Genomic DNA, 24723 nt, shown 5'->3' on the forward strand with positions numbered 1-24723 from the left:
CTCACGACAACCCGATGTCACGACAGACAAGGAGCCGTCCGGATGACCGAGCGCACGCAACCGCCCATCGTCGACGTGGCCGAGCTGAGGCGCCGCCTCGGCCGTACGGGAGTGTGGCTGTCCTCTCTGGCGGTGACCCCGGCGGCCCGGGTCAGGAAGGCCGCCGCGGAGATCGAGGAGCTCGGATACGGAACCCTGTGGGTCGGCGAGACTCCCGTCGGCCGGGAGGCGTTCACGCACGCCGCGCTGTTGCTGTCGGCGACCGGGCGGCTGCGGGTCGCCACGGGCATCGCCAACATCTACGGCCGCGACGCCGTCGCCGCCGCCAACGGCGCCGCGACCCTGGCGGAGGCGTGGGACCGGCGGTTCGTGCTCGGCCTGGGCGTCAGTCACAAGCCCCTGGTGGCCGGTCGCGGGCACGACTACTCGGCGCCGCTGTCGTACATGCGGGACTACCTCGACGCGATGGACCGGACGTCCTTCGGCGCGCCGCTCGCCGAGACGCCGCCCCGGCTGCTGGCGGCGCTGCGGCGCGGGATGCTCGAACTGGCGGCCGAGCGCGCGCAGGGGGCGCACCCCTACTTCGTGCCGCCCGAGCACACCGCGAAGGCCCGCGAGATCCTCGGGCCGGACCCGGTCCTCGCCCCCGAGCAGGCCGTGGTGGTCGAGACGGACGCGGACCGCGCACGGGAGATCGCCCGCGAGTACACCGCCATGTACCTCTCCCTGCCCAACTACACCAACAACCTCCGCGAGCTGGGCTTCTCCGACGACGACTTCGCGGGCGGGGGCAGCGATCGGCTCGTCGACGCCATCGTGGTGCGGGGCGAGCCGGAGACGATCGCCGAGCGGGTACGCGCCCACCACGACGCGGGGGCGGACCACGTGTGCGTCCAGCCGCTCGCGGACTCGGTCGACGTCCAGGTCGAGCATCTGCGGCTGCTGGCCCCCGCCCTCCTGGGATGACGGCGTGACCGCGGCGGCTCCCGGTCGGGGGCACGGGAAGCACGGCCCGCAGGACCCTCTCACGCCGCCGGACCCGACGGGCCTGGAGACGTGGATACGCCAGGTGCTGGGCCTGGCCGGCGCCCGGGCCTCGGCGTTCGCCCCGCCCCCGGCCCCGGCCACCGGGCGGGGACCCGATGAGGAGGCCGACGGCCCGGGCACCGCCGGGCAGGCCCGGTAGCCGGTGGGCGGCCGGGCCGCCGGGCAGAGCGGACCGCCGGGCCGCCGGGCAGAGCGGACCGCCGGGCGGTCAGGCCGCCCGGGTCACCTGCCGGGCCAGCCGTTCGAGGCTCTCGTCCAGCGCGTGCTCCACCGCCTCGGCCGGGGGCGTGTGCCCCTCGTCGAAGAAGGACAGGTGGACCGTCACGTCGCTGCTGCCGTCGTCGATGCCGGCCACCTGCAGCCATCCGGCGTACCGGTCCACGTCACGCGTGCCCCACTCCATCCGCAGCTGCTCCCGCTCGGCCCGCAGCAGCGCGCGTTCGTCCTGTCCCGTCTCGTCCTCGTGGACGGTGACCGCGGGCGGCTCCTCCGCGTGTACGTGCAGGTCGCGAGGCATCCAGAGATCGAGTTTGCCGACGTCGGACGCCTGGCTGAACACCTGGTCGGCCGGCGCGGGCATCCTGCGCGAACGCTCGAACTCGCTCATGGTCCGTCACTCCTCCCTCTGGTCGACGTACGTCGCCCCTACCCGCGACGGGCGGGTCCATCCGGCGCCGGGGAGGACGGACCCCGCGCGGGCCGGGCGATCGCGGCGGCGTAGGGTCCGGTGCATGACCGATCATTACGATGTCGTGGTCCTCGGCGCCGGGCCCGGCGGATACACCGCGGCGGTCCGCTCGGCCCAGCTCGGGCTCAGCACGGCGGTCGTCGAGGAGCGCTACTGGGGCGGCGTCTGCCTCAACGTGGGCTGCATCCCCTCCAAGGCGCTGCTGCGCAACGCCGAGCTCGCCCACATCCTGACGAACGAGACCAAGACGTTCGGCATCCAGGCGGACGGCCCGATCACGCTCGACTACGGCGCGGCCTTCCGCCGCAGCCGGCAGGTCGCGGACGGGCGGGTCAAGGGCGTCCACTACCTGATGAAGAAGAACGGCATCACCGAGTACGACGGCCGGGGCACTTTCACCGGCCCGGACACCATGGAGGTCCGCGGTGCGGACGGCTCGGTGCGCACGGTGACGTTCGACCACTGCATCATCGCGGCCGGGGCGACGACCCGCCTGCTGCCGGGCACGTCCCTGTCCGAGCGCGTGGTGACGTACGAGGAGCAGATCCTCAGCGAGGCCCTGCCGGACAGCGTGATCATCGCGGGCGCCGGGGCCATCGGCGTCGAGTTCGCGTACGTGCTGCACAACTACGGCGTGAAGGTCACGATCGTCGAGTTCCTCGACCGGATGGTTCCGCTGGAGGACCAGGAGGTGTCGGCGGAGCTGGCGCGGCGCTACCGGCGGCTCGGCATCGAGGTGCTGACCTCCACCCGGGTCGAGTCGATCGACGACAGCGGCGACAGGGTGCGGGTCACGGTCTCCAGGAACGGCGAGACCTCCGTACTGGAGGCCGGCAAGGTGCTGCAGGCCATCGGCTTCCAGCCGCGCGTCGAGGGATACGGCCTGGAGAACACCGGCGTACGGCTGACCGAGCGGGGCGCCATCGCCGTGGACGGCCGCTGCCGCACCAACGTGCCGCACATCTTCGCCATCGGGGACGTCACCGCGAAGCTCATGCTGGCCCACGCCGCCGAGTCGATGGGCGTCGTCGCCGCCGAGACGATCGCGGGCGCGGAGACGATGGAGCTCGACTACGTGATGATCCCCCGGGCGACCTACTGCCAGCCGCAGATCGCGAGCTTCGGCTACACGGAGGCACAGGCGCGCGAGCAGGGCTTCGACGTGAAGGTGGTCAAGTTCCCGTTCACGGCCAACGGCAAGGCCCACGGTCTGGGCGACCCGAGCGGGTTCGTCAAGGTCCTCAGCGACGCGAAGTACGGCGAGATCCTCGGCGCCCACCTCATCGGGCCCGAGGTGACCGAGCTGCTGCCCGAGCTGACCCTGGCCCAGCAGTGGGACCTCACCGTGCACGAGGTGGCGCGCAACGTCCACGCCCACCCGACGCTGGGCGAGGCGGTCAAGGAGGCGATCCACGGCCTGGCCGGGCACATGATCAACATGTGACGTCCGCCGTGCGCCGATGGCGTGCCCACGGGCCGCCCGCACCGGTGGGGGCCGGTCAGCGCCCGGTGGGCGGGGGTAGGCGAGCGGTAGGCGGACGGTCAGCGCCGGGGCCGACGCTCCTCCCGTGGGCCGCGGCACACCGCGGCCTCCCGATCCAGAGGAGCGCACATGAAGACCCCGTCCGTCCTGATCTCCGGCGCGAGCATCGCCGGGCCGGCCGTCGCCTACTGGCTGCGCCGGCACGGCTTCTCCCCCACAGTCGTCGAGCGGGCTCCGGCCCTGCGCGAGGGCGGCCAGGCGGTCGACTTCCGGGGAGCGGTGCACATGAACGTGCTGCGGCGGATGGGCGTCCTGGACGAGATCCGCCGCCTGCGCACCGATCCCGGCCCGCTGCGGGTGGTCGACTGGCGCGGCGACCAGGTCGTCGCGCTGCCCGCCGAGTTCACCGGCGGCGAGGTGGAGATCCCGCGCGGCGACCTCGCCCGGGTGCTGTACGACCGGACCAGGGACGACGTGGAGTACGTCTTCGGCGACTCCGTCGAATCCATGACCGAGACCCCGGACGGGGTCGAGGTGACCTTCGAGCGCGGGGCGTCCCGGACGTTCGACCTCGTGATCGGCGCGGACGGCCTGCACTCGAACGTGCGGCGGCTGGCCTTCGGGCCCGAGTCGCGGTTCGTACGGCCGTCCGGCTACCACGTCGCGATCTTCAGCGCGCCGGACCACCTCGGTCTCGTCCGCGAGGCGGTGCTCTACAACGAGCCCGGCCGGGGCATATCGGCCGCGAGCACCCGTGACGCCGGCACGGCCGGGGTGATGTGCGTCTTCCGCGCCCACGGGCTGGAGTTCGACCACCGGGACGTGGCGCAGCAGAAGAAGATCCTCGTGGACGCGTTCGCGGGAGCGGGCTGGGAGAGCCACCGCCTGCTCCAAGCCGTGCCCGGCGCGTCCGACTTCTACTTCGACTCGATCAGCCTCGTCCATATGGACCACTACACCCGCGGGCGCGTCGCGCTCCTCGGCGACGCCGGCTACGGCGCCACCTGCGGCGGCATGGGGGCGGGCATGGCCGTCGTGGCCGCGTACGTGCTGGCGGGCGAGCTCGCCGCCGCCCGCGGCGACCACCGTGCCGCGTTCTCCGAGTACGAGCGGCTGATCAGAGGGTTCGCCAAGGCGTGCCAGCGGGTCGCGGGCAACGCCGGCCCCTTCCTCGCCCCGCCGACACGCGGCGCGATCCGGCGGCGCAATCTGTCCTACCGGATGCTCACCGCCGGGCCGCTGGCGCGGGTGCTCGACAAGATGAGCACCAAGGCGGCCACCTCGATAACGCTCCGGGATTATGCGGCCTGAAATGCGGAAATGCCGATTACCGAACACGCATTCGGCTTTCCGTGACTATTCACTGGGGAATACTTCCCGCTGCGCCGATGAATGCTCGGCTACGCTGACGAGAAGGCCGTGCGCGAAACGCCGTGGCCGCGTACGGGCGAACAATGCGAGGCGGCCCGATGGCGAGGGACGACGCGGAGAACACCGGCTCCCGGGTCGGCGCGAGCACGTTGATGGCGCTCATGCGCGAACTGGTCTTCCCGCCGTGCGTGATCGAACGCTCCTCGGTCGTGCCGCAGGACGTCACCCGGCGCGAGAACGACGCGGAGCACTCCTTCGCCCTCGGCCTGGCCGCGGTCTGCCTCGCGCCGCTGATCGACGAGACCCTGGACCCGGGACGGATCGCCAGGTACGCGCTGGTCCACGACCTGCCGGAGGTCCACGCGGGAGACGTCTCCGTCTACGCGGGCCCGGCGGAACGGGAGAAGAAGGCCGTACGCGAGGAGGAGGCACGGGAGATCATCACCCGCGACTTCGGCCGGACGTTCCCCTGGCTCGTCGAGGACCTGTACGGCTACAAGGCGCAGCGCGACCCGGAGAGCAGGTTCGTCTACGCGCTGGACAAGCTGCTCCCCCACGTCAACGTGCTGCTGGCCGACCATCACCCGCTGCGCCCGACCTGGGCCGCGTACAAGCGCACCGAGATCACGGCCAGGCGGAAGATACGCATGAGCTGCCCGGCACTGCTGCCGTTGTTCGACGAGCTGTGCCGGGAGTTCGCGCGGCGCCCGCACCTGTTCTCCGGTGGGGTGTCACCTGCCGTGGGAGATGACGATGTTCGCGACGGCGAGCAGGGCCGCTCCGCAGACGGCGTACAGCACCCTCCAGGGCAGCTCGGCGCCCGGCCCGAGTATGGCGGGCAGGGCGACGAGGAAGGCCCCGGAGGCGCTGGCCGACACCCGCGTGAGGAGGCGCGACCGCGAGCGGCGCACGACCACCGGAAACCCGGCGCTCGTCGTCAGTGAGTCGCCCGCCGGAGCCGGGCCCGCCCGGGTGTCGACGGCCAGCCTGATCCCGACCCGCGCGAGCGCGTCGAAGCCCAGCATCTCGGGCCGCAGCCAGAACTCCACCGTGTCGTAGCGCGAGGCCACGTCGTAGGAGTCGTCGGACGCGATCTTCAGGAAGGTGCCGTCGGTCGCGCAGACGAGCCGCTTCGCGGCCGGCGTGTAGCCCTCGGAGTAGAAGCTGACCCGCATCTTCACCGAGTCGCCGTCGCTCAGGTGCAGCCGGCCCTCGGCGTCGAGCGCGCCCGTCCTGTCCCCCCTGCCCAGCAGCGGTTCCTCCGTACGGACGAAGTAGGAGGACCGGAAGGTGGGATGCCGCGCGAGCCGCCTGGCCACCCCGAGCCACGCGACGGGGTCGCCGCCCGGCCGCTCGTGCAGGTGGAGGTCGGGGAACCGGGTGGTGGCCGGATACCAGCGCCCGCCGTTGGCCTCCGCGAGCCTGTCCACGAACCAGCCGCCCTTGGCCCTGATCTCCGCCTCGGCCAGCGGGAACTCCTCCAGGTTCGCGTAGTCGTCCACTTTGAGCCGGAACACGGCCATGTCGGCGACGCAGGCGGTCGTCACGACCGTGGCGAAGCGCACGGGCACGACGAAGGGCTCCGCCTCGGGCGACTCCCGGTCCGCCAGGAAGGCCACGAGGCAGCGCCGCCCGACGGCCGATCCGTCCGCGATCGCCTGTTGCAGCACGCCCGCCACGTAGTCGGTCTCGTACCGGAACTGGATGATCGCCCCTCTGGGCAGGGCCAGCGCCGTCAGGACGTCCTCCGCGTACCTCCTCCTGCTGTCGGACGACAGCAGCAGCACCGAGGGCCTGACCCCGGTCATGGCGGGCGCACTCTCCGCGACCCGGGCCCTCATCGCGGCACCTCCCGCAGGCGGTCCTCCATCGCGAGGAAACGCGGCCACACCCGGTCCTTCGGCAGCTCGTCGAGGCGCAGGCGCGCCGCGGTCTCGTACCGCAGCCCCCGGTCCGCGAGCGCCCGGTGCTCACCCAGGATGATCGGCTCGCGTACGCCCTCCGACTGGTCGCCGGTGAGGTCGATGACGAACCGCCGCGGGTCGTGGGACGGCCCGATCTCGACCCAGCAGTGGTGGCTCACGTCCTCGGCGTCGTCGCGGCCGACCCGCAGGCGCCCGTAGCAGTACACCGGTTCGAGCAGCAGGTCGGCGCGGAGCCTGCGGGCGAGCCAGACGGAGGTGACGCCGCACTGCCCCCGGGGATCGCCCGCCGCGCCCGGCGGCTCCTGATACCGCGGGTGGGCGGTGCGCTCCGACCAGCAGGGCTCCAGCATGCGGCGGTATCCGAGCAGGCGGGCCGTCCACTCCGGCGCGGTGAAGTCCGCCTCGACGGGCCTCACGTGGTCGCCGCCCGAGTGGGTCCGGTGCGACACCCTGATCAGGTCCCCGATCCCGGCGACGCACCGCTTCGCCGCCGTGGTGACGCCGAGGACCATGAGCACGTTGTCCGGGGTGTCCAGGAGTTGCGGCACCGAATCACCGGATATCCGGCGCGTCTGGAAAAGGCCTTTGTCGTCGTAGCGATAGGCCACGGGCGACAAAGCGATGGGCGTGAATCCCGACGCGAGGAACGCGGTGCCGTCGAATCCGAGCATGGGGTTGTAGGCGGTGATGACATAATCCCCAGCGTTTTCCGCTCTGATCCGCCGGACCGCGTGGGCGATCGTCAGGCTCATGAGGTTCGCCGGAATTCCCGCCAGCCCGTGCATTCGCGTCAGCACCGTTATGCGATCCGGACTCACGTCCAGTCCGTGCCCGGTGAGCGCGTCCAGGACGTACTGGCGGTCGCAGCGCGAGAAGGCGACGTACGTGAGCGGCATCGTCGCGCCCGGCAGGAAGAGCCCGAACTGCGCGACGGTGTCGGCCCTCTCGCTGTGCAGGTAGTGCAGCCTCGACTGCACGAGGTGGCCCACGCTGGGCCTGACCTCGGTGAAGCGCAGGCAGGTGCGGTAGCCGTCGGTGAACGACAGGCTCAGGTCCCGGTGCGCCTTGTGCACGTTGAGGAGGACGGAGGCATGGGCCTGGTACGCCGCGTCCTCCGCGGACTGGCGCACCTGGGCCGCCCGGACGACGGCCTGCAGCCGTATCTCCTCGTACACCTTGTCCGGAGACCAGCCGGCGATGGCCGGCCTGCTCAACCGGGGCAGGTGCAGTCTTACCTGGATCTCCAGGGTCCGGAGGTCGACTCCGACCATCTCGGCGTCCGCGCGGATGCGCGTCCCCATCACGCCGACGAAGGTCTCGACATCCGGATCACGAAGCCCGTCCACTCGCGCGCCCTCGCTTCGCGCTTTCTCCCTTCGCGGCGTACGCGTGGTTCTGGGCACTTTTTCTCCCGCAATCCGCGAGAAGTCTGTCAGTGACGCCGTCAAGGATAGAACTCGAACCCACCCCTGTCAGGGCGCTCGCCCAGTTGGTATCAGCTTTTATCAGGGCCCGCCTTGAATTAAGGCCGCTTTTCACCCTCAAAGCCGCGAAGGCGGCAGATAGAGGCCCGCGAGAGCGTGCGCGGTCGCCGTCATCTCGCGCCGCAGCTCGGCCGGTTCCAGGACCTCCACCTCGGCTCCGAGCTTGAGGAACTCCGTCCGCGCGTGCGTCACCGACTCGATGGGCACGGTGGCGGTGATCCAGCCCCGCTCGTCCGGCGGGCCCGCCGTCCTGGCCACGGCGCCGGCGACGGCCGAGCTCATGACCTCCCCGAGCCGTTCCCTGCCCCGCGCGGACAGCCGGATCACCGCGTGCCCGCGGACCAGCCGCGACCGGAAGCCCGCCAGGTGCTCGCGCCAGTGTCCCGCCAGGTCGAAGCCCTCCGGGCGCTCGAACGTCTCGCCGGTCACCGTGAGCGCGAGGATCTGGCCGACCCGGTAGGTGCGCAACGCGCCGTCGCACCGCGCCACGAGATACCACTTCCCCGCCTTCAGGACCAGCCCGTACGGCTCCAGCCGCCGCTCGACCTCGCAGGGCTCCGTCCAGCGGCGGTAGCGGACGCGGACGACCCGGGCGTTCCAGACGGCCCCGGCGACCTCCGGCAGATGGGACGGCCGGTCGCCGTCGTAGTACCAGCCGGGCGCGTCGAGGTGGAAGTGCTCCCGCACGCGCCGCGCCTCCTCCCGCAGACCGCCCGGAAGCGCGGCCTCGATCTTCAGCTCGGCCGCGGCCAGCAGAGCGCCGAGGCCGAGGTCCGCGGCCGGTCCCCGGAGCCCGGCCAGGAACAGCGCGCCCGCCTCCCCCTCGGTCAGGCCGGTGAGCCGGGTGCGGAAACCGTCCATCAGGCGATAGCCGCCCTCGTGCCCGGCCTCGCCGTAGAGAGGGATGCCGGCGACGTGCAGCGACTCGACGTCCCGGTAGATCGTGCGGACGCTGACCTCCAGCTCGGCGGCGAGCTGCCGGGCCGTCATCCGGCCGCGCGACTGCAGCAACAGGAGGATCGACAACAACCGGGACGCGCGCACGGCGCCACGATTCCACTGACGGAAGGTGTCAGTGAAGCGGTCCTACCGTCCCGTCATGGCTTTCGCGGAGAAACTGCTGTTCGTGCCGCCCCCGATTCAGGTGAGCGGCCACCACGTCAAGCGCTACCACGTCACCGCCGACCCGGCCGGCGTCGACCCCGAGATCGAGGACGGGAGACCGCCGATGAAAGAACCACGCGCGCTGATCAGGGGTGACGCACCGCGCCCTTGACCGGGAGATCACCACGGGTGATCGTCGGGGCCTGACTTCACGGAACCGGTCCCCCTCGACCCCGGAGTGATCGATGCGAAGAGCCCTGGCCGTCCCGCTCGCCGCGGTCCTGGCCGCCTCCCTGCTCGCGGCGGCGGACCCCGCCAAGAGTCCGCCGCCCCCACAGGGTGACGCCGTCGAGGTCTCGGTCGACGCGCACGCCGGGCTCGGCACCGTCCACGAGGCGGCGTACGGCGCCAACGCCGCCATCTGGGACTCCCACATGAACGACCCGGAGGTGGCGCGGCTCTACAAGCGAGCCCGCATCGCCGCCGTGCGCTATCCCGGCGGGTCGTACGGCGACCTCTACCACTGGGAGAGCCACACGGCGCCGGGCGGGACCGTGGCGCCGGACACGGGGTTCGACGCGTTCATGGGCACGGTCAGGAAGGCCGGCGCGCAGGCCGTCGTGATCGCCAACTATGGCACCGGCACCCCGGAGGAGGCGGCCGGATGGGTCCGGTACGCCAACGTGACCAAGAAGTACGGCGTGAAGTACTGGGAGATCGGCAACGAGCTCTACGGCAACGGCCACTACGGCGCCACCTGGGAGGCCGACGACCACGCGGACAAGAGCCCCGCGGCGTACGCCCGCAACACCCTGGAGTTCGTCCGCGCGATGAAGGCCGTCGATCCCACGATCAAGATCGGGGCGGTGCTCACGATCCCCGGGAGCTGGCCGGACGGCGTGGTCGCCGCCGGCGACTCGGCGAACTGGAACCACACGGTCATCCCGGTGGTGGCACCCGAGATCGACTTCTTCACCGTCCACTGGTATCCGGGCACGAGCATCCCGGACACCACCGGCGACGTCGCCGGGCTGCTGGCCTCTCCGCCCGGGCTCGCCGAGATGCTGGCCCAGGTGCGGGCCGACGTCGCCGCCCTGGGCGGGCGCGACGTCCCGCTCGCGCTGACCGAGGTCGCCTCCAACATCGGGCGCAACACCCACGCGGCCGGGCTGTTCGCCGCCGACACCTACCTGACCGCGCTGGAGAACGGCGTCTTCACCGTGGACTGGTTCGACACCCACAACGCGCTGGAGAAGGTCGGCACGATCGACGGCGAGACCGACTACCAGGACATCGGCTTCCTGTCGCTCGGCCAGTGCGCCGACGGCGTCTGCGAGCCGCCGCTCAACACGCCGTTCCCCGCCTACCACGGCATCGAGATCCTCCAGACGGCCGCCGGGCCGGGCGACAGCCTGGTCAGGGCCGGCTCCAGCCAGGCCAAGGTTGCCGTGCACGCCGTACGGCAGGCCGACGGCGACCTGGCCGTCGTGATGATCAACAAGGATCCGGGCACCGCCTATCCCGTACGGCTGCGCTACACCGGGTTCACCCCCTCCGGCCGGAGCCCGGTGACGTACACCTTCACCCGGGGGGCCACCGCGCTCGTCCGGGCCGAGCACGGCGACGCGTACACCCGGACGCTCCCGCCGTACTCGATCACGACGATGACGGTGCGGGCGGCGAAGGGCCCGAAGCCCGCGCCCGCCCCGGGCACACCGACGGCGCGCGCCGTTCCCGGCGGCGTCACGGTGAGCTGGCCTCCGGCCGGTCCCACAGCGGACAGGTACGAGGTGTACCGGCAGACGGGCACGGACACCGTCCCGCTGGGCACGACCCGGGGCACCTCGCTCACGCTGCGCGGTCTGGAGCCCGGCGCGTCCTACACGGTCAACGTGCTGGCCGGGGACCGGGCCGGACGGCTGTCGCGGCCGTCCGCGCCGGTGACCTTCACCGCGCCCACGCCGCAGGACAGCACCTGCGCGGTCCGCTACCGGGTGACGCAGGGCTGGGGGCGGGGCTTCACCGCCACGGTCACCGTCGCCAACCGGGGCGCGGACGAGGTGTCCGACTGGACGCTGGCGTTCCGCTTCCCGGTCGCCGGAGAGCGGGTCAGCAGCGGGTCGGGCGGCACGTGGACGTCGGAAGGGCAGGACGTGCGGGTCGTGCCCAACGAGCAGACCAGGACGATCCCGGCGGGCGGATCCGTCACCCTGGGGTTCGTCGGCGCCAACGAGGGGGCCTACCCCTCCCCCACGGTCTTCCGCCTGAACGGCACGGTCTGCTCGACGCTGTAGTCCGCCGGTCTCAGCGCGTGACGCGGAGTTTGGACTGCTTGTGCCGGGTCCGCTCCCAGTCGTCCATGAACCTCGCCGTGAGGCCGTACCGCTCGGCGAGGTTCACGAGCGTCTCCGTCCGGTAGTAGAAGTCCTCGCGCAGCACGTGGTGCTCGGCCTTCTCCGTACGGTCGAAGGTGAAGTCGAAGAACCCGTCCGGGTGGAGGATGCGGCCGACGTGCCGGAGGCACTCGTCGATCACCTCGATCGGGCTGTGGGAGAACACGCTGTGCGCGTGGATCACGGTGAAGTGCTCGTCGGGGAGGAAGGCGAAGGTGAGGTCGTCCACCACGGTCAGGTGCGGCAGCCGTGACTGCAGCCCGCGCCGGGCGACCGTGTCCGCGGCGGCGAGCAGGATCTCGGGCGAGATGTCGACGCCGTAGTAGTGGCCCGGTTCCAGATACTCGATAAGCCGCCAGCCGAGGCGCAGGTTGCCGCAGCCGATGTCGAGGACGCGGTCGCGCGGCGTGAGGCCGTGTGCGCGCAGGTAGTCGAACTGCATCTTGCCGATCCGCAGCCAGCTCTCCCTGCCGTGGCTGCCGATCGCGGCGTCGGCGCTCAGATCCGCGATGTCGGCGCGCATGACCTCGCGGTAGTAGGAGACGTGATCGGCGGTCGTCAGGCGCAGGCGCGCGTCGCGGCTCATCCGCCGCAGGTGCGGCCAGACCTTGCCGGGGTGACGCAGAGCGTAGGCCAGCTGGTAGGAGAGGCGTGACCGCCGCCGTTTCACGTAGGGCTGTCGCTGCATGGCCCCAACCGTAGGGCGGCGTTCGCGAGGTCATTCGCATTCACGCGGAGCCTCAAGAAGAATTTGCCTGAACGCGTTTCCACCCGGCGGTGGCGCATGCGGCCTTTTGCGTGATCGGGGCGGTTTGTTGCACCGGGCCGCATCGGCCGTTTGACCTGGATATGAGAGGCTTCATGGCAAGCGCCTGCCATGTCAGGCGCAAACCCCGCGGCTCATCGCCAGAAAAGCCGCCCGGTGTGGTTACGGCGAAAACCGCTCGAAGCCCGCCCTCCTCGTTCTTCAGGACGAGGAGGGCGGTGCCCTTTCCGGGGACCGATTCGTTCGGCGACTTTCCCCCTGTGCCACGAGTGGGCGGATGACCGACGAGCACCACCACACGCCGGACTTATCATCAGATGCCGCTTTCCGGAGCCAACCGGACAGGGCGCGGCGGAGAGGTGGTTCCGGGTGGTCAGCGTGGACCGCGGCGAGTGCGCCGGGAGACGGGCGAGGACACGCGGCGGGTCCGGACGATGAGCCACGAGCACTCGGGCGGGCCGAAGCCCGGCCCGCGCGGCATCGGGATCCTCGTCACCGGCAACCTGCTCGGCGGGGTCGCGGTCGCCTCCGGCTTCGCGGTGGGCGGGCTGCTCGTGGAGCGGATCGGCGGCACGTCCGTCGCGGGGCTGGGCCAGGCCGCGGGCGTGCTCGGCGCGGCGGTCGCCGCGGTGCCGCTGGCCGGCGTCGCGGCCCGGCACGGGCGGCGGCGCTCGCTCACCCTGGGATACGCGATCGCCGTGCTCGGCGGCGCGCTGATCGTCACGGCCGCCGTCGTCTCCCAGCTCGTCGTGCTGCTGGCCGGGCTGGCCATGTTCGGCGTCGGCCAGGCGGTGAACCTGCAGTCCCGGTACGCCGCCGCGGACGGCGCGGCCCCCGCCGCCCGGGCCAGGACGATGTCGATCGTCATCTGGGCCACCACGATCGGGTCCGTGGCCGGCCCCAACCTCAGCGAGATGGCCGACCGGTTCGGCAGGTGGCTCGGGCTGCCCGGCCTCGCCGGGCCCTACCTGGTCTCGGTCGTGTCCTTCGCCCTGGCGGGCGCGGTGGTCGCGGTGTTCCTCCGGCCCGCCGTACGGCCGTCCGGGCCGGCCGCCGGCAGCCCGCGCACGGCGGGGTCGGCGACGGCGCTGCGGTGGGCGGCGGCCCATCCCGTGGCGCGGTTCGCGGTCGTGCTCGTCGCGGTCGCGCACGCGACGATGGTCATGGTGATGGTGATGACGCCGCTCCACATGCAGCACCACGGCATGTCGCTGCGGCTGGTCGGCGTCGTGATCAGCCTGCACGTGCTCGGCATGTACGCCTTCAGCCCGGTCTTCGGCTGGCTGGCCGACCGGCTCGGCGCGGTCCGGACCGCGTGCGCGGGAATGCTGATGCTCGTGGCGGCCGTCGTGCTCGGCTTCGTGGCCGCGTCGGCCCCCGAGGGCAGCGCGCTCACCGCGCTCGCGCTGACCGTCCTCGGCATGGGCTGGTCGGCGTCGATGATCTCCGGGTCGGCGTTGCTCACCGGCGCCGCGCCGGACCACGTACGGGTGCCGTTGCAGGGGGCCACCGACGCCGGCATGAACTACGCGGGCGCGGCGGCGGCCGCGCTGGCCGGGCCGATCCTCGCCGCCGGCGGCTTCCGCGCGGTCAACGTCGCGGCGGCGGTCATCCTGGTGCCCGCCGTCGCCGCGGCGGCCGCCCTCCGCCGGGGCCGGGCGACCGCGGACGGATCCGAGGGGCGGCAGGAGCAGGCCGTGGAGCGCGGCCACGCCGACACCGGCTCCGGCTGAACGACAAGTCCGGCCAGATCACATCGAACAAGCGGCGCCAAACACGTGCCCTCGTTTTTTGCACTTTTCTTGACGCAGGCGCATCTCAACTGGCGCGGGCAACGCGGCGGGCCGTTGCTATGTTCCGGATACATGGTCGCCAAGAAATTCGGCGCGGCCCGACGTGCGCGGAAATCCGCTTTTCGTCGCGCGTATTTCCACCCGCATCAGCACGCTCGTGCGAATGAACGCACCCGAGAACATCCGGGCCAGTCAGGAGAACATGTGACATTCCGTCCCTTGCGCGCGCTGACGGCGGTATCGGTCGCCGCCGTGCTCACGGCGGCGTTGGTGGCGAGCCAGGGCGCGGCGGCCGGTGTGCCGCAGGCCCACGACCCGTCGAACAGTCCGACGCCGATGGCGAAGCTCAGCGCGAACACCAACACCCTCTACTCGCTGCGCTGGGACGAGATCGGCCCGGACAAGAGGCCGTACCCGCAGCTCGTCACCCAACTGCGCACTGCCCTGGGCCTGCCGAAGTCGTACCGGTACACGAACCTTTCCCAGCTGCTCGGCCAGTCCGACCACATCGCGACGAGCGGTCCCGTCGGCTGTCCCGAGGCGAAGCGTGCGCACGGCGCGCTGGGCGGCGCGTACCCGGTCCGCAGCGATTACTGGATCTGCCTCAATCCCACGGATTCCACCACGAACAGGTGGTATCCGCAGGGAGTCAGCGGCACCTGGGACGCGACCGCGAACGGAGTCGTCGACGGGGAGCGTGCCTTCGCTTTCGGCTGGTACCGCCGGGCGAGCACGACCGACAGGACGCCCATCGCCTCCAGGGTGACGTTCCTCGACGAGCAGGCGCCGATGGGGTCCTTCGCGCACCGGTACCAGCACGTGCTGCTGACGCTGCCGCGATACGGGAAGAACGGGGTCACCTTCACCTCGGTGCCGACCCACGCGGGCGGCTTCGTCTGGTATCACCAGTACCTTCTGGTCGCGGACGACGGTCCGAGGCATGAGTTCAACGGGATACTCGTCTTCGACCTGCACAACCTGATCGACCTGGCGCTCAGCCCACGCGCCGATCTGACGTCGGCACAGGCCGCCACCCGCCCCTTCGGCCTGCACAACGGCCGGTTCTATTCCAAGGGCTACCGCTTCATCCTGCCGCTGCGCGGCATCTGGCGGCCGTCGGTCGGCCCCCTGACCACGCCGCAGAAGTGCCAGGCGGGTGACCTCCACTACCCACCGTGCTACACGTACGCGGGTCTCGACAGGAGCACCTCCCCGCCGAGCTTCCTCACCGGTGAGTGGTGCACGAGCTCCGCCTGCGGCAAGGGGCGCGTGGCGCGCTTCCCGCTGTCGCCGGACAAGACCCCCTGCACCAAGGGCTGCCTGCGGACCTCCGGCGGCACGGCGAGGCCGACCTCGGTGTACACCCAGCCGGTCCGCTACGCGCAGGGCGGCGTGTCCTGGAAGGGGACGTACCAGTTCACGACGAGTCACGGAGGCGCCGCCGGGCGCTTCGTGACCCGGCCGGGCGCGACGGCGGTGACTCGTCACTACGCCGGTGCGGGCGTCCAGGACCTCTACTGGAACCGTGCCACGAGCACGCCGATGCTCTGGTCCGTCACCGAGTTTCCGGGAGTGGGCAGGCGCATTCTGTACGGCGTCCGCCCCTGATCAGCACGCGGGAAGGCCCCTCTCGTCGCGTGACGAGAGGGGCCTTCCGCCGTCCCGGCCTCAGGCGAGGGCCGCCTGCGCCGGTTCGGCGTCGCTCACGGCCTCGCTCACGGCCTCGGGGCCCGCGAGGAGCCCGGCGGCCAGCGGCACCGTGCCCGCCAGCTGCACAAGCACGCCCAGCACCGTGACGGCGGGAGGGAACTCCCCGCTGGACAGGACGAAGCCCGCCACCAGGGCGGCGGCCGTCCAGCGCGGCAGGACGCCGGTGCGCAGGATCGCGGCGGCCAGCACGATCAGGCCGATCACGGCCGAGGCGAGCATGGGCAGCATGACGCCGTCGAACCACACGGAGTCCTGATACCGCTGATAGGCCGCGACGGCCTCGGGGGCCGCTCCGCTCTCCGGCGCCAGGGCCAGGACGACCGGCCGCATGCCCGACACGACCAGGCCGAGCGCTCCGGCCAGCGTGTACAACAGGCCGGAGACCGTGCCGGCCAGCGGCGCCCGGTCCCGCAGGACCCGCATCACGGCCAGACCGGTGGGGATGGAACAGCCGACGAAGATCATGTAAAGCAGGGTGCTGAGAGCGTAGCTCCCCCGGTTGGCGGCCACCTGCGCGAGGTAGTCCGTCGCGTCGATCCTGGGGAGGCCGACCTTGTCGACCATGTGCCAGACCACTCCGGCGAGCGGACTGGCGACGACCGCCGCGGCGACCAGGTAGGGCTTTCGGGAGAGGGGGGACGTATTCATGGGTGCTGCTCCTCGGTGAATCGCGGCCCTGTCGCCGCCGTGCCCGAAACATTGGCGCGGGCCTGTCCCGGGCCGCCTGAGCCCTCCGCCCCCTCCTCAACCAAGGACGATTTGTCCCATGCGGACGGGACATCACATAGCGGACAATCCTCCTCATGCATTCACGTTCGGTAGTGATCGGCGAGCTGGCCGCGGGAGGCGCCGCCGCCGCGACCCTGACCGCGTTCGGGCTCCGCATGGGGTCCTCGGCCGCGTTCTCCGACGACTACTGGCTGTGGATCTCGGTGACGGCGCTCGTGTACGGCGCTCCCGGCGCGTTCCTCATCCGGCGCGGGCGGACGGTCCTGGGCGGGCTCTTCGTCGTCGTGAGCGCCAGCGCCGCGACCAGCGTCCTGGCGGGCGAGTACGCCACTGCCATGACGGACCGGCCGGGGCACGTGGTCGCGCTCTGGCTGTCGGTGTGGACCTGGGTGCCCGCATACGCGATCGTGGCGGCCGTCGTTCCCTACTGGCTGCCCTCCGGCGAGCGCCCGGCGGCGGCGTTCCGCCCCTTCATGTACGCCGGGTGCGTGACGGTGGTCGCCGCGTCGGCCGCCTGGGCGTTGCTGCCGTACGAGCTCAGCGACGACGCGGCGCTGGCGGGCAGCGGGCTGGTCAACCCCGTGGGCGTCGCGGGCGCGCAGGCGTTGCTCCCCGTCTGCCTGGTCATGCTCGCGGTCGCGGCGCTGGGCGGGCTCGCGTCCATGGCCGTTCGCATGCGCCGGGCCGGCGGCGACGAGCGCGGCCAGCTGGCCTGGGTGGCCGCCGGAGTGGCGGGCACCCTGCTCCTGCTGGCCGCCGCCCAGACCCGGGAGGCGGGGGCCGCGGGAGTTCTGCTGGCCGCCTCGGCCGTGCCGTTGCCGGTCTCCGTGGTCCTGGCCGTTCAGCGATACCGGCTCTGGGACGTGGAGACCGTGCTGCGGCGCGGGCTGGTCTGGGCGCTGATGTCGGCCGAGATCGCCCTCTGCTACGCGGTGGTCGTCGCACTGCTCGGCGATCTCCTGGGCCGCACTGTCGGCGCTCCTCTCGTCGCGGCCGCGGTGGTGGCCATCGGCGTGGCCCCCGCGCACCGGTTCCTGCAGAGGGGCGTGCGCCGGCTGCTGTACGGCGACGCCGCGGACCCGTACGAGGCGCTGGGGCGGCTGGGCGCCACCCTGGAGACGGCGGCGGCCCCCGCGGAGGCGCTGGAGCGGCTGGCCGCGGAGGTCGCCAGGCTCCTGCGGGTGCCGGCCGTGTGGGTACTGGTGCTCGACGGACCGGAGTCCCGCCATGGAGACGACGTCGGCCCGGACCCGGTGCGCATGCCACTCGTCCACGCCGGGGAGGCGGTGGGCGAGCTTGTGCTGACCCGGCCGCGCGCGGGGCGGTTCCGGCCGGCCGAGGCCAGGCTGTTGGGCGTCCTGGCCCGGCAGGCGGGCGCGGCCGCGCACGCCGCCCGGCTCGCCGCCGATCTGGACCGGTCACGGCGGGCGCTGGTCGCCGCGCGGGCCGAGGAACGCCGCCGGCTGCGCCGGGATCTGCACGATCACCTCGGGCCCAGCCTGTCGGCCGTGCATCTGCAGCTGGAGACCGTCCGCGACCTGGTGAGCACCGACCCGGCGGGGGCGGAGGCTCTCGCCGACCGGTGCGCGGGCTGGCTGGCCGGCGCCGTGAGCGACGTCCGCCGCATCGTGGACGGGCTCGGCCCGTCCACCCTCGACGACCTCGGCCTGGCCGAGGCGCTCCGCGCGCAGGCCGCGGCGTTCGACCACCCCGGCCTCGCGGTCCGGCTGAGCCTGCCCGAGCAGGGCCTGCCCCCGCTTCCGGCCGCCACCGAGGCGGCGGCTCTGCGCATCGTGGGCGAGGCGCTGGCCAACACCGCCCGGCACGCGCGTGCCGGAGGCTGCGACATCGAGGTCACCCTGTCCGCCGACACGCTGCACCTCACCGTGCGGGACGACGGCGTCGGCATGGCCGGGCCGGCCCGGCGTCGGCGGGCGGGGGTGGGCCTGGAGTCCATGACCGAGGCCGCCGCCCAGCTCGACGGGGTGTGCGAGATTCTGTCCCCTGCGGGCGGCGGCACGGAGATCCGCGTGCGGCTGCCGAGAGTCGAGGTGTGAGATGCGTGTGCTGATCGTCGACGACCACCCCATGTACCGCGAGGGGCTGATCGCGGCGCTGACCGGCCGGCCCGGCGTCACCGTCGTGGGCGAGGCGGGCGACGGCGCGGCCGCCGTCGAGATGGTGGCCCGGCTCACGCCCGACGTCGTCCTGATGGACCTGCACATGCCGGTCATGAACGGCGTCGAGGCCACGGGGCGGTTGCGGGCGGAGCATCCGGACGTGGCCGTCGTGGTGCTGACGATGCTGGAGTCCGACGAGTCGCTGGCGGCTGCCGTACGGGCGGGCGCGCGCGGCTACCTCCTCAAGGGTGCGGGCCGGGCCGAGATCCTGCGGGCGCTCGAGGCCTGCCGGGACGGCGGCGCCTACTTCGGCCCGAACGCCGCCCGGGCGCTCGCCGGGCTCGTCGGCGCCGAGGCCCGGCGGCCCGTGGCCAATCCGATCCTGCCCGAGCTCACCGAGCGCGAGGTGGAGATCCTCGACCTCATGGCGCGGGGGCTGTCCAACGCCGCCATCGCCTCCCGGCTGTACGTCTCGGACAAGACGGTCCGCAACTACGTGAGCGCGGTGTACGGCAAGCTCGGCGTCGGCGACCGCGCCGCCGCGGTCGCCCGGGCCAGGGACGCCGGGCTCGGCACCGGCCTGCCCGGCGTCCGCTGAGCCGGCGTTCGGCCGACCCAGCGCTCTGCGGAGGGAGCGGGGTGGTCAGGCCCCGCGCTTCGGGATGATCCGCTTGACCGCCACGGCGGCCGACACCAGCGTGAACAGGCCCAGGGCGATCCAGAGCGCGTTCCAGCCCATGAACGGGGCGGTCAGCGCCGCACCGCCGAAGCCCGCCGCGACGCCCCCGATGGGTGGGTTGTTGTACATGTTCACCATTTCCTTTCCCGACGCCACGCGGCGTCCCAGAAGGCTTTCGCCTGTGCTGACTGCAGGAAGACATCGAAGATCATTTCTACGAACAGCAGGGCGGCGACCGCCATCTGCCTGCCGCCCCTGCTGCGGACGGTCACGATCCGCTCGACCATGAAGACGCCCGTGACCGCCAGCCAGAGCGGATGGAAGTTGAGCGTGCCCGTGACCGCGATCGACCAGGCCGTGGCGCCCAGGTACGCGAAGATCACAATGATCCCGACCAGCGACAGGAGCTGCCGGCCCCAGTAGGGCAACGTGACCCGCGTCCAGCCGTAGTCGGTGAGGTTCTCCAGCGCCCCCCGTTTCCACCGCAGCCGCTGCTTGAACAGGTCCTTCCAGGTCTCCATGACCTCGGTGGTGAGCGTGCATTCCGCGGGACACAGGATGCGGAACCTCAGGTGCAGCAGCGCCAGGGTGAGCTCGTTGTCCTCGGTCAGGACACGTACGTCGTAGACCTGGTCGCGGCCGGGGAGACGACCGCCGCGGCGGGCCCTGACGACCTCCTTGAGCGCGAGCGCGCGGAAAAGCGTCGCCGTCCCGGTGAGCACCAGCGCCTTCCCGTGCAGCCGCCGCACGTCCCTGGCGTAGCGCGCGTACTCGTTGCGCTGGAACATGCCCACCAGCCCGCCGCCCGGCTTGCCGGTGAAGGTGCCTCCCACCGCGGCCAGTTCGCCGGTCGCCAACCGGAGGACGGCATGGTGGATGAAACCGGGATCGAGCGCCGAGTCCGCGTCCATGACCAGTACGGCGTGCCGGGACCCCAGCTGGGGCAGCAGGACTTCGAGCACCTGGTTGAGGGCGCCCGCCTTCTTGTGGCGGTTGCCGATCGTCCTGATCACCTCGGCGCCGTGCGCGCGGGCGATCTCCTCGGTCCTGTCGGTGCAGTTGTCCGCGATCACGATGACGCGGTTGGGCCTGCGCCGCTGCGCGTGAAGCGACGTCATCGTCTCGGCGATCTGGGCCTCTTCATTGTGTGCCGGGACCAGCACGGTGACGTGCATGCGCGCGGGATCGACCTCCGGGAGGTCCCGCTTGCCGGCGGCGCCCTTCCCGGCCCGGTGCCGGCCCGTACGGGGCTCCGCGAGGCCCGGATGAGCCGGAGTGGCGGACGGTCCTGGGCGTCCCGCGTCGAAGGCGTGGCCGCGCCCGGTCTCCGGCGGCCTGGGCAGAGTTTCCGACTGAACCACTTGAAACCGTCCAGCTCCCCGCAAACCGCCGCATCATGGTGACTACTTCCGAGAGGTTACACGCGTGACGGAAGCGACAGGTTTACATCAATGCGACGTACGATGGTTTTCGATTTTGGGACGCAGGAACGGTGATTAAGTGGGCAGGGTTGCGGTCGCCATCCTTCTGAGCCTGTCCGCGGCCGCCGTCGCCGTCGCCGTCACGGTCGCGGCCGGGCGCTCCGGCGAGGGTCAGGCGGCGCCTCCCGCGCCTCCCGTGAGCGTGTCGACCCCGCGGGCGCAGCCGAAGCCCACGGCGCGGGCACTGCCGTCGTCACCGCCGGTCATGCTGGAGATCCCGAAGATCGGCGTGCGGACCACGCTGATGACGCTGGGCAAGAACCCGGACGGGACACTGGAGGTCCCGCCTCTCGACAGGGTCGACGAGGCCGGCTGGTACCGGCTCGGCCCGTCGCCGGGTACCCCCGGTCCCGCGGTCATCGCCGGGCACGTCGACTCGAAAGAGGGGCCCGGTGTCTTCTTCCGCCTCGGCGACCTGCGTCCGGGCGACACGGTGAGGATCTCCAGAAAGGACCGCACCCAGGTGGTCTTCGAGGTGGACTCCCTCGAGCGCGTGCCGAAGGACCGCTTCCCCACTCGCAAGGTCTACGGGATGGTCGAGTTCCCCGGACTGCGCCTGATCACATGTGGCGGGAACTTCGACACCGCCAGTGGGCACTACCGCGACAACGTCATCGTCTACGCCCATCTCGTCGCCGGGCACCGCCCGGAGGACGGCGCCCCCTCCCGTCGCCCGACCGCGAAGGGATGACGTGGCACGCCGCGGTGACGAAATCGTGGCAACCCCTACTCTCGCCGGTCACGAGCGGCACGAGGGCCGAAGCGAGCAAGGGGTGCCGCGGCCCTACCGGCCGCGGCACCCCCGATCGTCCCCTTCAGCGGGTCCGGGTGACCGGTCAGGCCCGGATCACCCGAGGACCTAGCAGTTCGGCAGGAAGGGCGGGCAGACGGGCTTCGGGCAGGGACCCGTGGTGGGGGGGCCGTACGTGCCCGGCCCGTAGGGACCGTTGCCGGAGGTGCAGGTGTTCGTCTGCGGGTAGTGGCAGGGATCGGTCCTGATCAGGGTGTACTTGCCGTCGCAGACCTTCCACAGCTGCCCGCCTGTCTGGTAGCTGGGGCAGTTGTAGATCGGTGTCCAGCGTTCGGTGCATGCCATTGGTTCGGCCTTCCTTCTCGTGACGGCTCCCCTTGGTGGGGGGAGCAGACGGTTCGACACGGCCAAACCTAGGAACGCCGCACATGGAAACGGCATGACCGTGACATGGCCCGGCGGCAGGGGCCGCCCCGATCCCGTTGCGGGGCGGCACACCTGTGCGGTTACGTGTCGCCATGCCGATCGACCGCGGCGCCCGCGTCGACGACCGCGCCGCGCGGGACGCGTCCCCCGGCGGGCGAAGGAAGGACAGCTGACATGCGGTTCGAGACGGGCGTCGACATCGACGCCCCCGCGGAGCGGGTATGGCGGGTCATGACGGACGTCGTCCGATGGCCCGAGTTCACGCCCACCATGACCTCGCTGGAGCACCTCGGCGACGGCCCGCTGCGCCTCGGCGGGCGCGTGCGGATCAAGCAGCCGGGGCTACCCCCGATGGTCTGGCAGGTGACGGAGTTCAGCGAAGGCCGGTCCTTCGCCTGGCAGGCGGCCGGCGGGGGCGTGACCACGCTCGGGACGCACGTGCTCACGCCCCGGGACGGCGGGGTGTCGGTCCTGCTCGGGATCGTCCAGTCCGGACCGCTGGCGCCGCTGATGGCCCTGCTGGCCGGCGGCCGCACCCGCAGGTACGTGCGCACGGAGGCGGAGAGCCTCAAACGGCGCTGCGAGTCCGGCGACGAGCGGTGAAAGGGATGGGCCGGAGTCGCGGGGACTCCGGCCCACCGGTTACTCGGCGGGGTAGTCCGCGATGTACTGCGGCACGCCGACCTTGGTCGTGTCGGCCGCGTCGCCGACGCCGTTGACGACGTGGTCGATCGTCCCGGCGTTGAGGTTGACCGTCATGATGTGGTGCAGCCGCACGCCCGGCGTCCGCGGGACCTCGAAGCCGTTCTCGGTGTGGATTTGCGGGTTGTTCTGGTTGAAGACGTAGACGCCCGCGCCGTAGAGGTTGTGCCTCTTCACCCGGTCGCCGACCTTGTAGCCGGCGTAGCCCTCGACCGTGCCGTTCATCCAGTCGGCCTGGGTGGGCGGGTCGTACGGCAGCTCGTTCTGGTAGAGGATCGTCGTGCCGTCCTCGCCGTTCCAGACCGTGTTGTAGCGCTGGAAGTGCTCGACGAACAGGCCGGTCGCCGTCACGCGATCGCCGTTGATGACGGCGCCGTACCGGCCGATGTTGGTGTTCCAGCGCTGCGTGTCGGTGAAGCCCTCGACGCCGTGGTCGGCGCGCCACACCCAGGTGTGGTCGATGAGCACGTCGTCGCTGTTGACCTCGAGAGCGGTCTCGGTCTTGCCGACGTGCGGGCCGCCGACCCGGAAGTACACGTCGGACAGGGTCGTCGGGTCGTCCGCCGACGCCCGGTGGCCGCCGTGACCGCCGTGCTCCTTGCCCACCCGCAGCAGGACCGGCGACTTCTGCGTGCCCGCGTCGACGGTGACCCCGGCGACGACCACGCCGGGGACGTCGGCGACGTCGATCGGGACCGCGCCGCGTACGGCGGTGAGCGTGGCGTGCCCGATGCCGAGGACCACCGTGCCGGGCCGCTTGACCTCGATGCTCCGCGCGATGTCGTACACGCCCGGCGTGAGCAGCAGGTTCTTGCCGCGCGCGAGCTGGCTGTTGATGGCCTGCACCGAGTCGGACGGCTTCGCGACGAAGAAGTCGGACAGCGGCACCGTACGGCCCGGCGTCATGCCGTCGGCCCAGGAGACGCCGCGGGTGTTCCTCCTGGCGGCCGGCACGCGGACGCCGAGCGCGCCCTGCGCGTCGGTGAACAGGTAGGGCTTCTCCCGGCTGACGGGGGTGTTCTCGATCGTGGTGTAGGGCGGGTCCGGGAAGCCGGACTCGTCCGGCGCGCCGACGACGCCCGAGAAGACCTGGTTCCACACGCCGTTGGACCACCCGGCGACCTCGGTGTTGCGGGTCAGCCACTGCTGCTGGGAGCCGTTCGTGACGGACGGCAGCCGGGAGTCGGCGATGAAGCCGCCGCTGGCGTACTGCGGGCCGGCGGTGCAGTAGTCCATCAGCGAGAGGCTGCCGCCGGTGACGTTGAGGCGGCGCATGGAGACCGCCTGGGAGACGGCCCAGAAGTTGGCCGACTGGCGGCAGCCGTCCTGGCCCGCCGCGTTGACGTTGATCGACAGGTTCGACAGCGTGCGCCAGAAGTTGACGAGCGCGAGGCAGTTGCCGGTGCCGTTGTTCTCCAGGCAGCGGTTGTAGACCTCGACCTTGCCGTTGATGACGACGTCGGTGGGCGAGGCGCCCAGACCGGCGATCTCCGTGTAGTAGCCGACCTTGATCTGGAGCGGGCGCTCGGCGGTGCCGTACGTGCCGGGCTTGAAGAGGTAGGCGTGGCGCTCGGTGCCCATCTCGTTGTCGACCTGGGCGGTGTGCGCCGCGTCCAGGGTCGCCTGGATCTGGTCGACGGGCATGCTCGGGTCGAAGACGGTGACGTTCGGCCCGAGGTCGGCGGGCCCCGGGTTGCCGTGGTTTCCGTGGTTGCCGTGGTCTCCATGGGCCGGGGCGGCGGTGGCGGCCGTCGCTCCCGCCGTCATGACGGCGGTCGTCAGCACGAGACCGGCCGTGAACGCCCGGCCGATCAGCCGGCGGCCGGGGCGCCGTCCGGTGGGACTCCCGGTTCCAGGAGTCTGGGTCGTCATACGGGTCGTCCTTTCCGCTGCGTACGCAGCGAGAGAGCGCTCTCTCCGTGGGTCCGACTTACATCAAGCCCTGAAAAAATGTGTGGGAACGTTTCTATCGCGCGAACCGGCTCCGGCGCTATGCCCCGGACGCCATTGATTTCCGGTCCGCCCGGCACGGCGAACCGCCCCGGAGCCATTCGGGGCTCCGGGGCGGTGC

Annotated in this window: 22 protein-coding genes; 13 read left to right on the plus strand and 9 right to left on the minus strand. The window is 71.8% G+C overall.

The features are described from left to right. Positions 1–42: 42 nt before the first annotated feature. Both AAH991_RS08420 and AAH991_RS08425 read left to right on the plus strand, forming a co-directional pair. A complete protein-coding gene (locus tag AAH991_RS08420; RefSeq protein WP_346225185.1) occupies positions 43–966 on the plus strand; it encodes a TIGR03620 family F420-dependent LLM class oxidoreductase in 924 nt (307 codons plus the stop codon). Positions 967–970: 4 nt separating this feature from the next. Beyond that, positions 971–1186 carry a hypothetical protein gene (locus AAH991_RS08425; protein ID WP_346225186.1) on the plus strand — a complete coding sequence of 72 codons (216 nt, stop codon included), beginning with the start codon at positions 971–973 and terminating at the stop codon, positions 1184–1186. Positions 1187–1255: 69 nt separating this feature from the next. On the opposite strand, the gene AAH991_RS08430 is transcribed toward AAH991_RS08425, so the two are convergent. Next, positions 1256–1654 (minus strand): SRPBCC family protein, encoded by a 399-nt coding sequence (locus tag AAH991_RS08430; protein ID WP_346225187.1) that lies wholly within the window; start codon positions 1652–1654, stop codon positions 1256–1258. Positions 1655–1778: 124 nt separating this feature from the next. Between AAH991_RS08430 and lpdA the strand changes: the two genes are divergently transcribed. From lpdA to AAH991_RS08445, 3 genes are all read left to right on the plus strand, one after another. After that, a complete protein-coding gene (gene lpdA / locus AAH991_RS08435; RefSeq protein ID WP_346225188.1) occupies positions 1779–3179 on the plus strand; it encodes a dihydrolipoyl dehydrogenase in 1401 nt (466 codons plus the stop codon). 168 nt (positions 3180–3347) lie between these two features. After that, on the plus strand, positions 3348–4529 hold the full coding sequence (locus tag AAH991_RS08440; RefSeq protein WP_346225189.1) for an FAD-dependent monooxygenase: 1182 nt from the start codon (positions 3348–3350) through the stop codon (positions 4527–4529). A gap of 158 nt (positions 4530–4687) precedes the next feature. Next, positions 4688–5533: an HD domain-containing protein gene (locus tag AAH991_RS08445; protein ID WP_346225190.1), complete on the plus strand. Its 846-nt coding sequence runs from the start codon at positions 4688–4690 to the stop codon at positions 5531–5533. 893 nt (positions 5534–6426) lie between these two features. Here the strand turns inward: AAH991_RS08445 and AAH991_RS08450 are convergent. Both AAH991_RS08450 and AAH991_RS08455 read right to left on the minus strand, forming a co-directional pair. Further along, positions 6427–7860: a hypothetical protein gene (locus tag AAH991_RS08450; protein ID WP_346225191.1), complete on the minus strand. Its 1434-nt coding sequence runs from the start codon at positions 7858–7860 to the stop codon at positions 6427–6429. A 195-nt stretch (positions 7861–8055) separates the two neighbouring features. Further along, positions 8056–9042: a helix-turn-helix transcriptional regulator gene (locus AAH991_RS08455; RefSeq protein WP_346225192.1), complete on the minus strand. Its 987-nt coding sequence runs from the start codon at positions 9040–9042 to the stop codon at positions 8056–8058. A gap of 55 nt (positions 9043–9097) precedes the next feature. Between AAH991_RS08455 and AAH991_RS08460 the strand changes: the two genes are divergently transcribed. Both AAH991_RS08460 and AAH991_RS08465 read left to right on the plus strand, forming a co-directional pair. Next, positions 9098–9274: a hypothetical protein gene (locus AAH991_RS08460; RefSeq protein WP_346225193.1), complete on the plus strand. Its 177-nt coding sequence runs from the start codon at positions 9098–9100 to the stop codon at positions 9272–9274. 73 nt (positions 9275–9347) lie between these two features. Then, positions 9348–11396 (plus strand): cellulose binding domain-containing protein, encoded by a 2049-nt coding sequence (locus tag AAH991_RS08465; protein WP_346225194.1) that lies wholly within the window; start codon positions 9348–9350, stop codon positions 11394–11396. A 10-nt stretch (positions 11397–11406) separates the two neighbouring features. On the opposite strand, the gene AAH991_RS08470 is transcribed toward AAH991_RS08465, so the two are convergent. After that, positions 11407–12183 (minus strand): class I SAM-dependent methyltransferase, encoded by a 777-nt coding sequence (locus tag AAH991_RS08470; RefSeq protein ID WP_346225195.1) that lies wholly within the window; start codon positions 12181–12183, stop codon positions 11407–11409. A 512-nt stretch (positions 12184–12695) separates the two neighbouring features. Here AAH991_RS08470 and AAH991_RS08475 point away from each other — a divergent pair. Together AAH991_RS08475 and AAH991_RS08480 are read left to right on the plus strand one after the other, a co-directional pair. Next, positions 12696–13994, plus strand: coding sequence for an MFS transporter (locus tag AAH991_RS08475; protein WP_346225196.1), 1299 nt, complete (start codon positions 12696–12698; stop codon positions 13992–13994). Positions 13995–14258: 264 nt separating this feature from the next. Beyond that, the gene (locus tag AAH991_RS08480; protein ID WP_346225197.1) at positions 14259–15662 is read left to right on the plus strand and encodes a hypothetical protein; all 1404 of its coding nucleotides are present in this window, start codon (positions 14259–14261) and stop codon (positions 15660–15662) included. Positions 15663–15722: 60 nt separating this feature from the next. Here the strand turns inward: AAH991_RS08480 and AAH991_RS08485 are convergent, their stop codons facing one another. Next, positions 15723–16412: a DUF4386 family protein gene (locus AAH991_RS08485; RefSeq protein ID WP_346225198.1), complete on the minus strand. Its 690-nt coding sequence runs from the start codon at positions 16410–16412 to the stop codon at positions 15723–15725. Between the two features lie 155 nt (positions 16413–16567). Between AAH991_RS08485 and AAH991_RS08490 the strand changes: the two genes are divergently transcribed. Both AAH991_RS08490 and AAH991_RS08495 read left to right on the plus strand, forming a co-directional pair. Further along, complete coding sequence (locus AAH991_RS08490; RefSeq protein WP_346225199.1) at positions 16568–18550, plus strand: sensor histidine kinase; 1983 nt, start codon at positions 16568–16570, stop codon at positions 18548–18550. Position 18551: 1 nt separating this feature from the next. Beyond that, positions 18552–19211 carry a response regulator transcription factor gene (locus AAH991_RS08495; RefSeq protein ID WP_346225200.1) on the plus strand — a complete coding sequence of 220 codons (660 nt, stop codon included), beginning with the start codon at positions 18552–18554 and terminating at the stop codon, positions 19209–19211. Between the two features lie 45 nt (positions 19212–19256). On the opposite strand, the gene AAH991_RS08500 is transcribed toward AAH991_RS08495, so the two are convergent. Further along, positions 19257–19421: a hypothetical protein gene (locus tag AAH991_RS08500; RefSeq protein ID WP_169981784.1), complete on the minus strand. Its 165-nt coding sequence runs from the start codon at positions 19419–19421 to the stop codon at positions 19257–19259. A 2-nt stretch (positions 19422–19423) separates the two neighbouring features. Continuing rightward, positions 19424–20653, minus strand: coding sequence for a glycosyltransferase family 2 protein (locus AAH991_RS08505; protein ID WP_346225201.1), 1230 nt, complete (start codon positions 20651–20653; stop codon positions 19424–19426). Positions 20654–20792: 139 nt separating this feature from the next. Between AAH991_RS08505 and AAH991_RS08510 the strand changes: the two genes are divergently transcribed. Further along, positions 20793–21464 (plus strand): class F sortase, encoded by a 672-nt coding sequence (locus tag AAH991_RS08510; protein WP_346225202.1) that lies wholly within the window; start codon positions 20793–20795, stop codon positions 21462–21464. 168 nt (positions 21465–21632) lie between these two features. On the opposite strand, the gene AAH991_RS08515 is transcribed toward AAH991_RS08510, so the two are convergent. Then, the gene (locus tag AAH991_RS08515; RefSeq protein WP_346225203.1) at positions 21633–21869 is read right to left on the minus strand and encodes a hypothetical protein; all 237 of its coding nucleotides are present in this window, start codon (positions 21867–21869) and stop codon (positions 21633–21635) included. Between the two features lie 255 nt (positions 21870–22124). Between AAH991_RS08515 and AAH991_RS08520 the strand changes: the two genes are divergently transcribed. After that, positions 22125–22553 carry an SRPBCC family protein gene (locus AAH991_RS08520; RefSeq protein WP_346225204.1) on the plus strand — a complete coding sequence of 143 codons (429 nt, stop codon included), beginning with the start codon at positions 22125–22127 and terminating at the stop codon, positions 22551–22553. A gap of 39 nt (positions 22554–22592) precedes the next feature. On the opposite strand, the gene AAH991_RS08525 is transcribed toward AAH991_RS08520, so the two are convergent. After that, positions 22593–24524 carry a pectate lyase-like domain-containing protein gene (locus AAH991_RS08525; RefSeq protein WP_346225205.1) on the minus strand — a complete coding sequence of 644 codons (1932 nt, stop codon included), beginning with the start codon at positions 24522–24524 and terminating at the stop codon, positions 22593–22595. Positions 24525–24723 lie beyond the last annotated feature (199 nt).

The sequence above is a fragment of the Microbispora sp. ZYX-F-249 genome (genome assembly GCF_039649665.1).
Classification (GTDB): Bacteria; Actinomycetota; Actinomycetes; order Streptosporangiales; family Streptosporangiaceae; genus Microbispora; species Microbispora maris.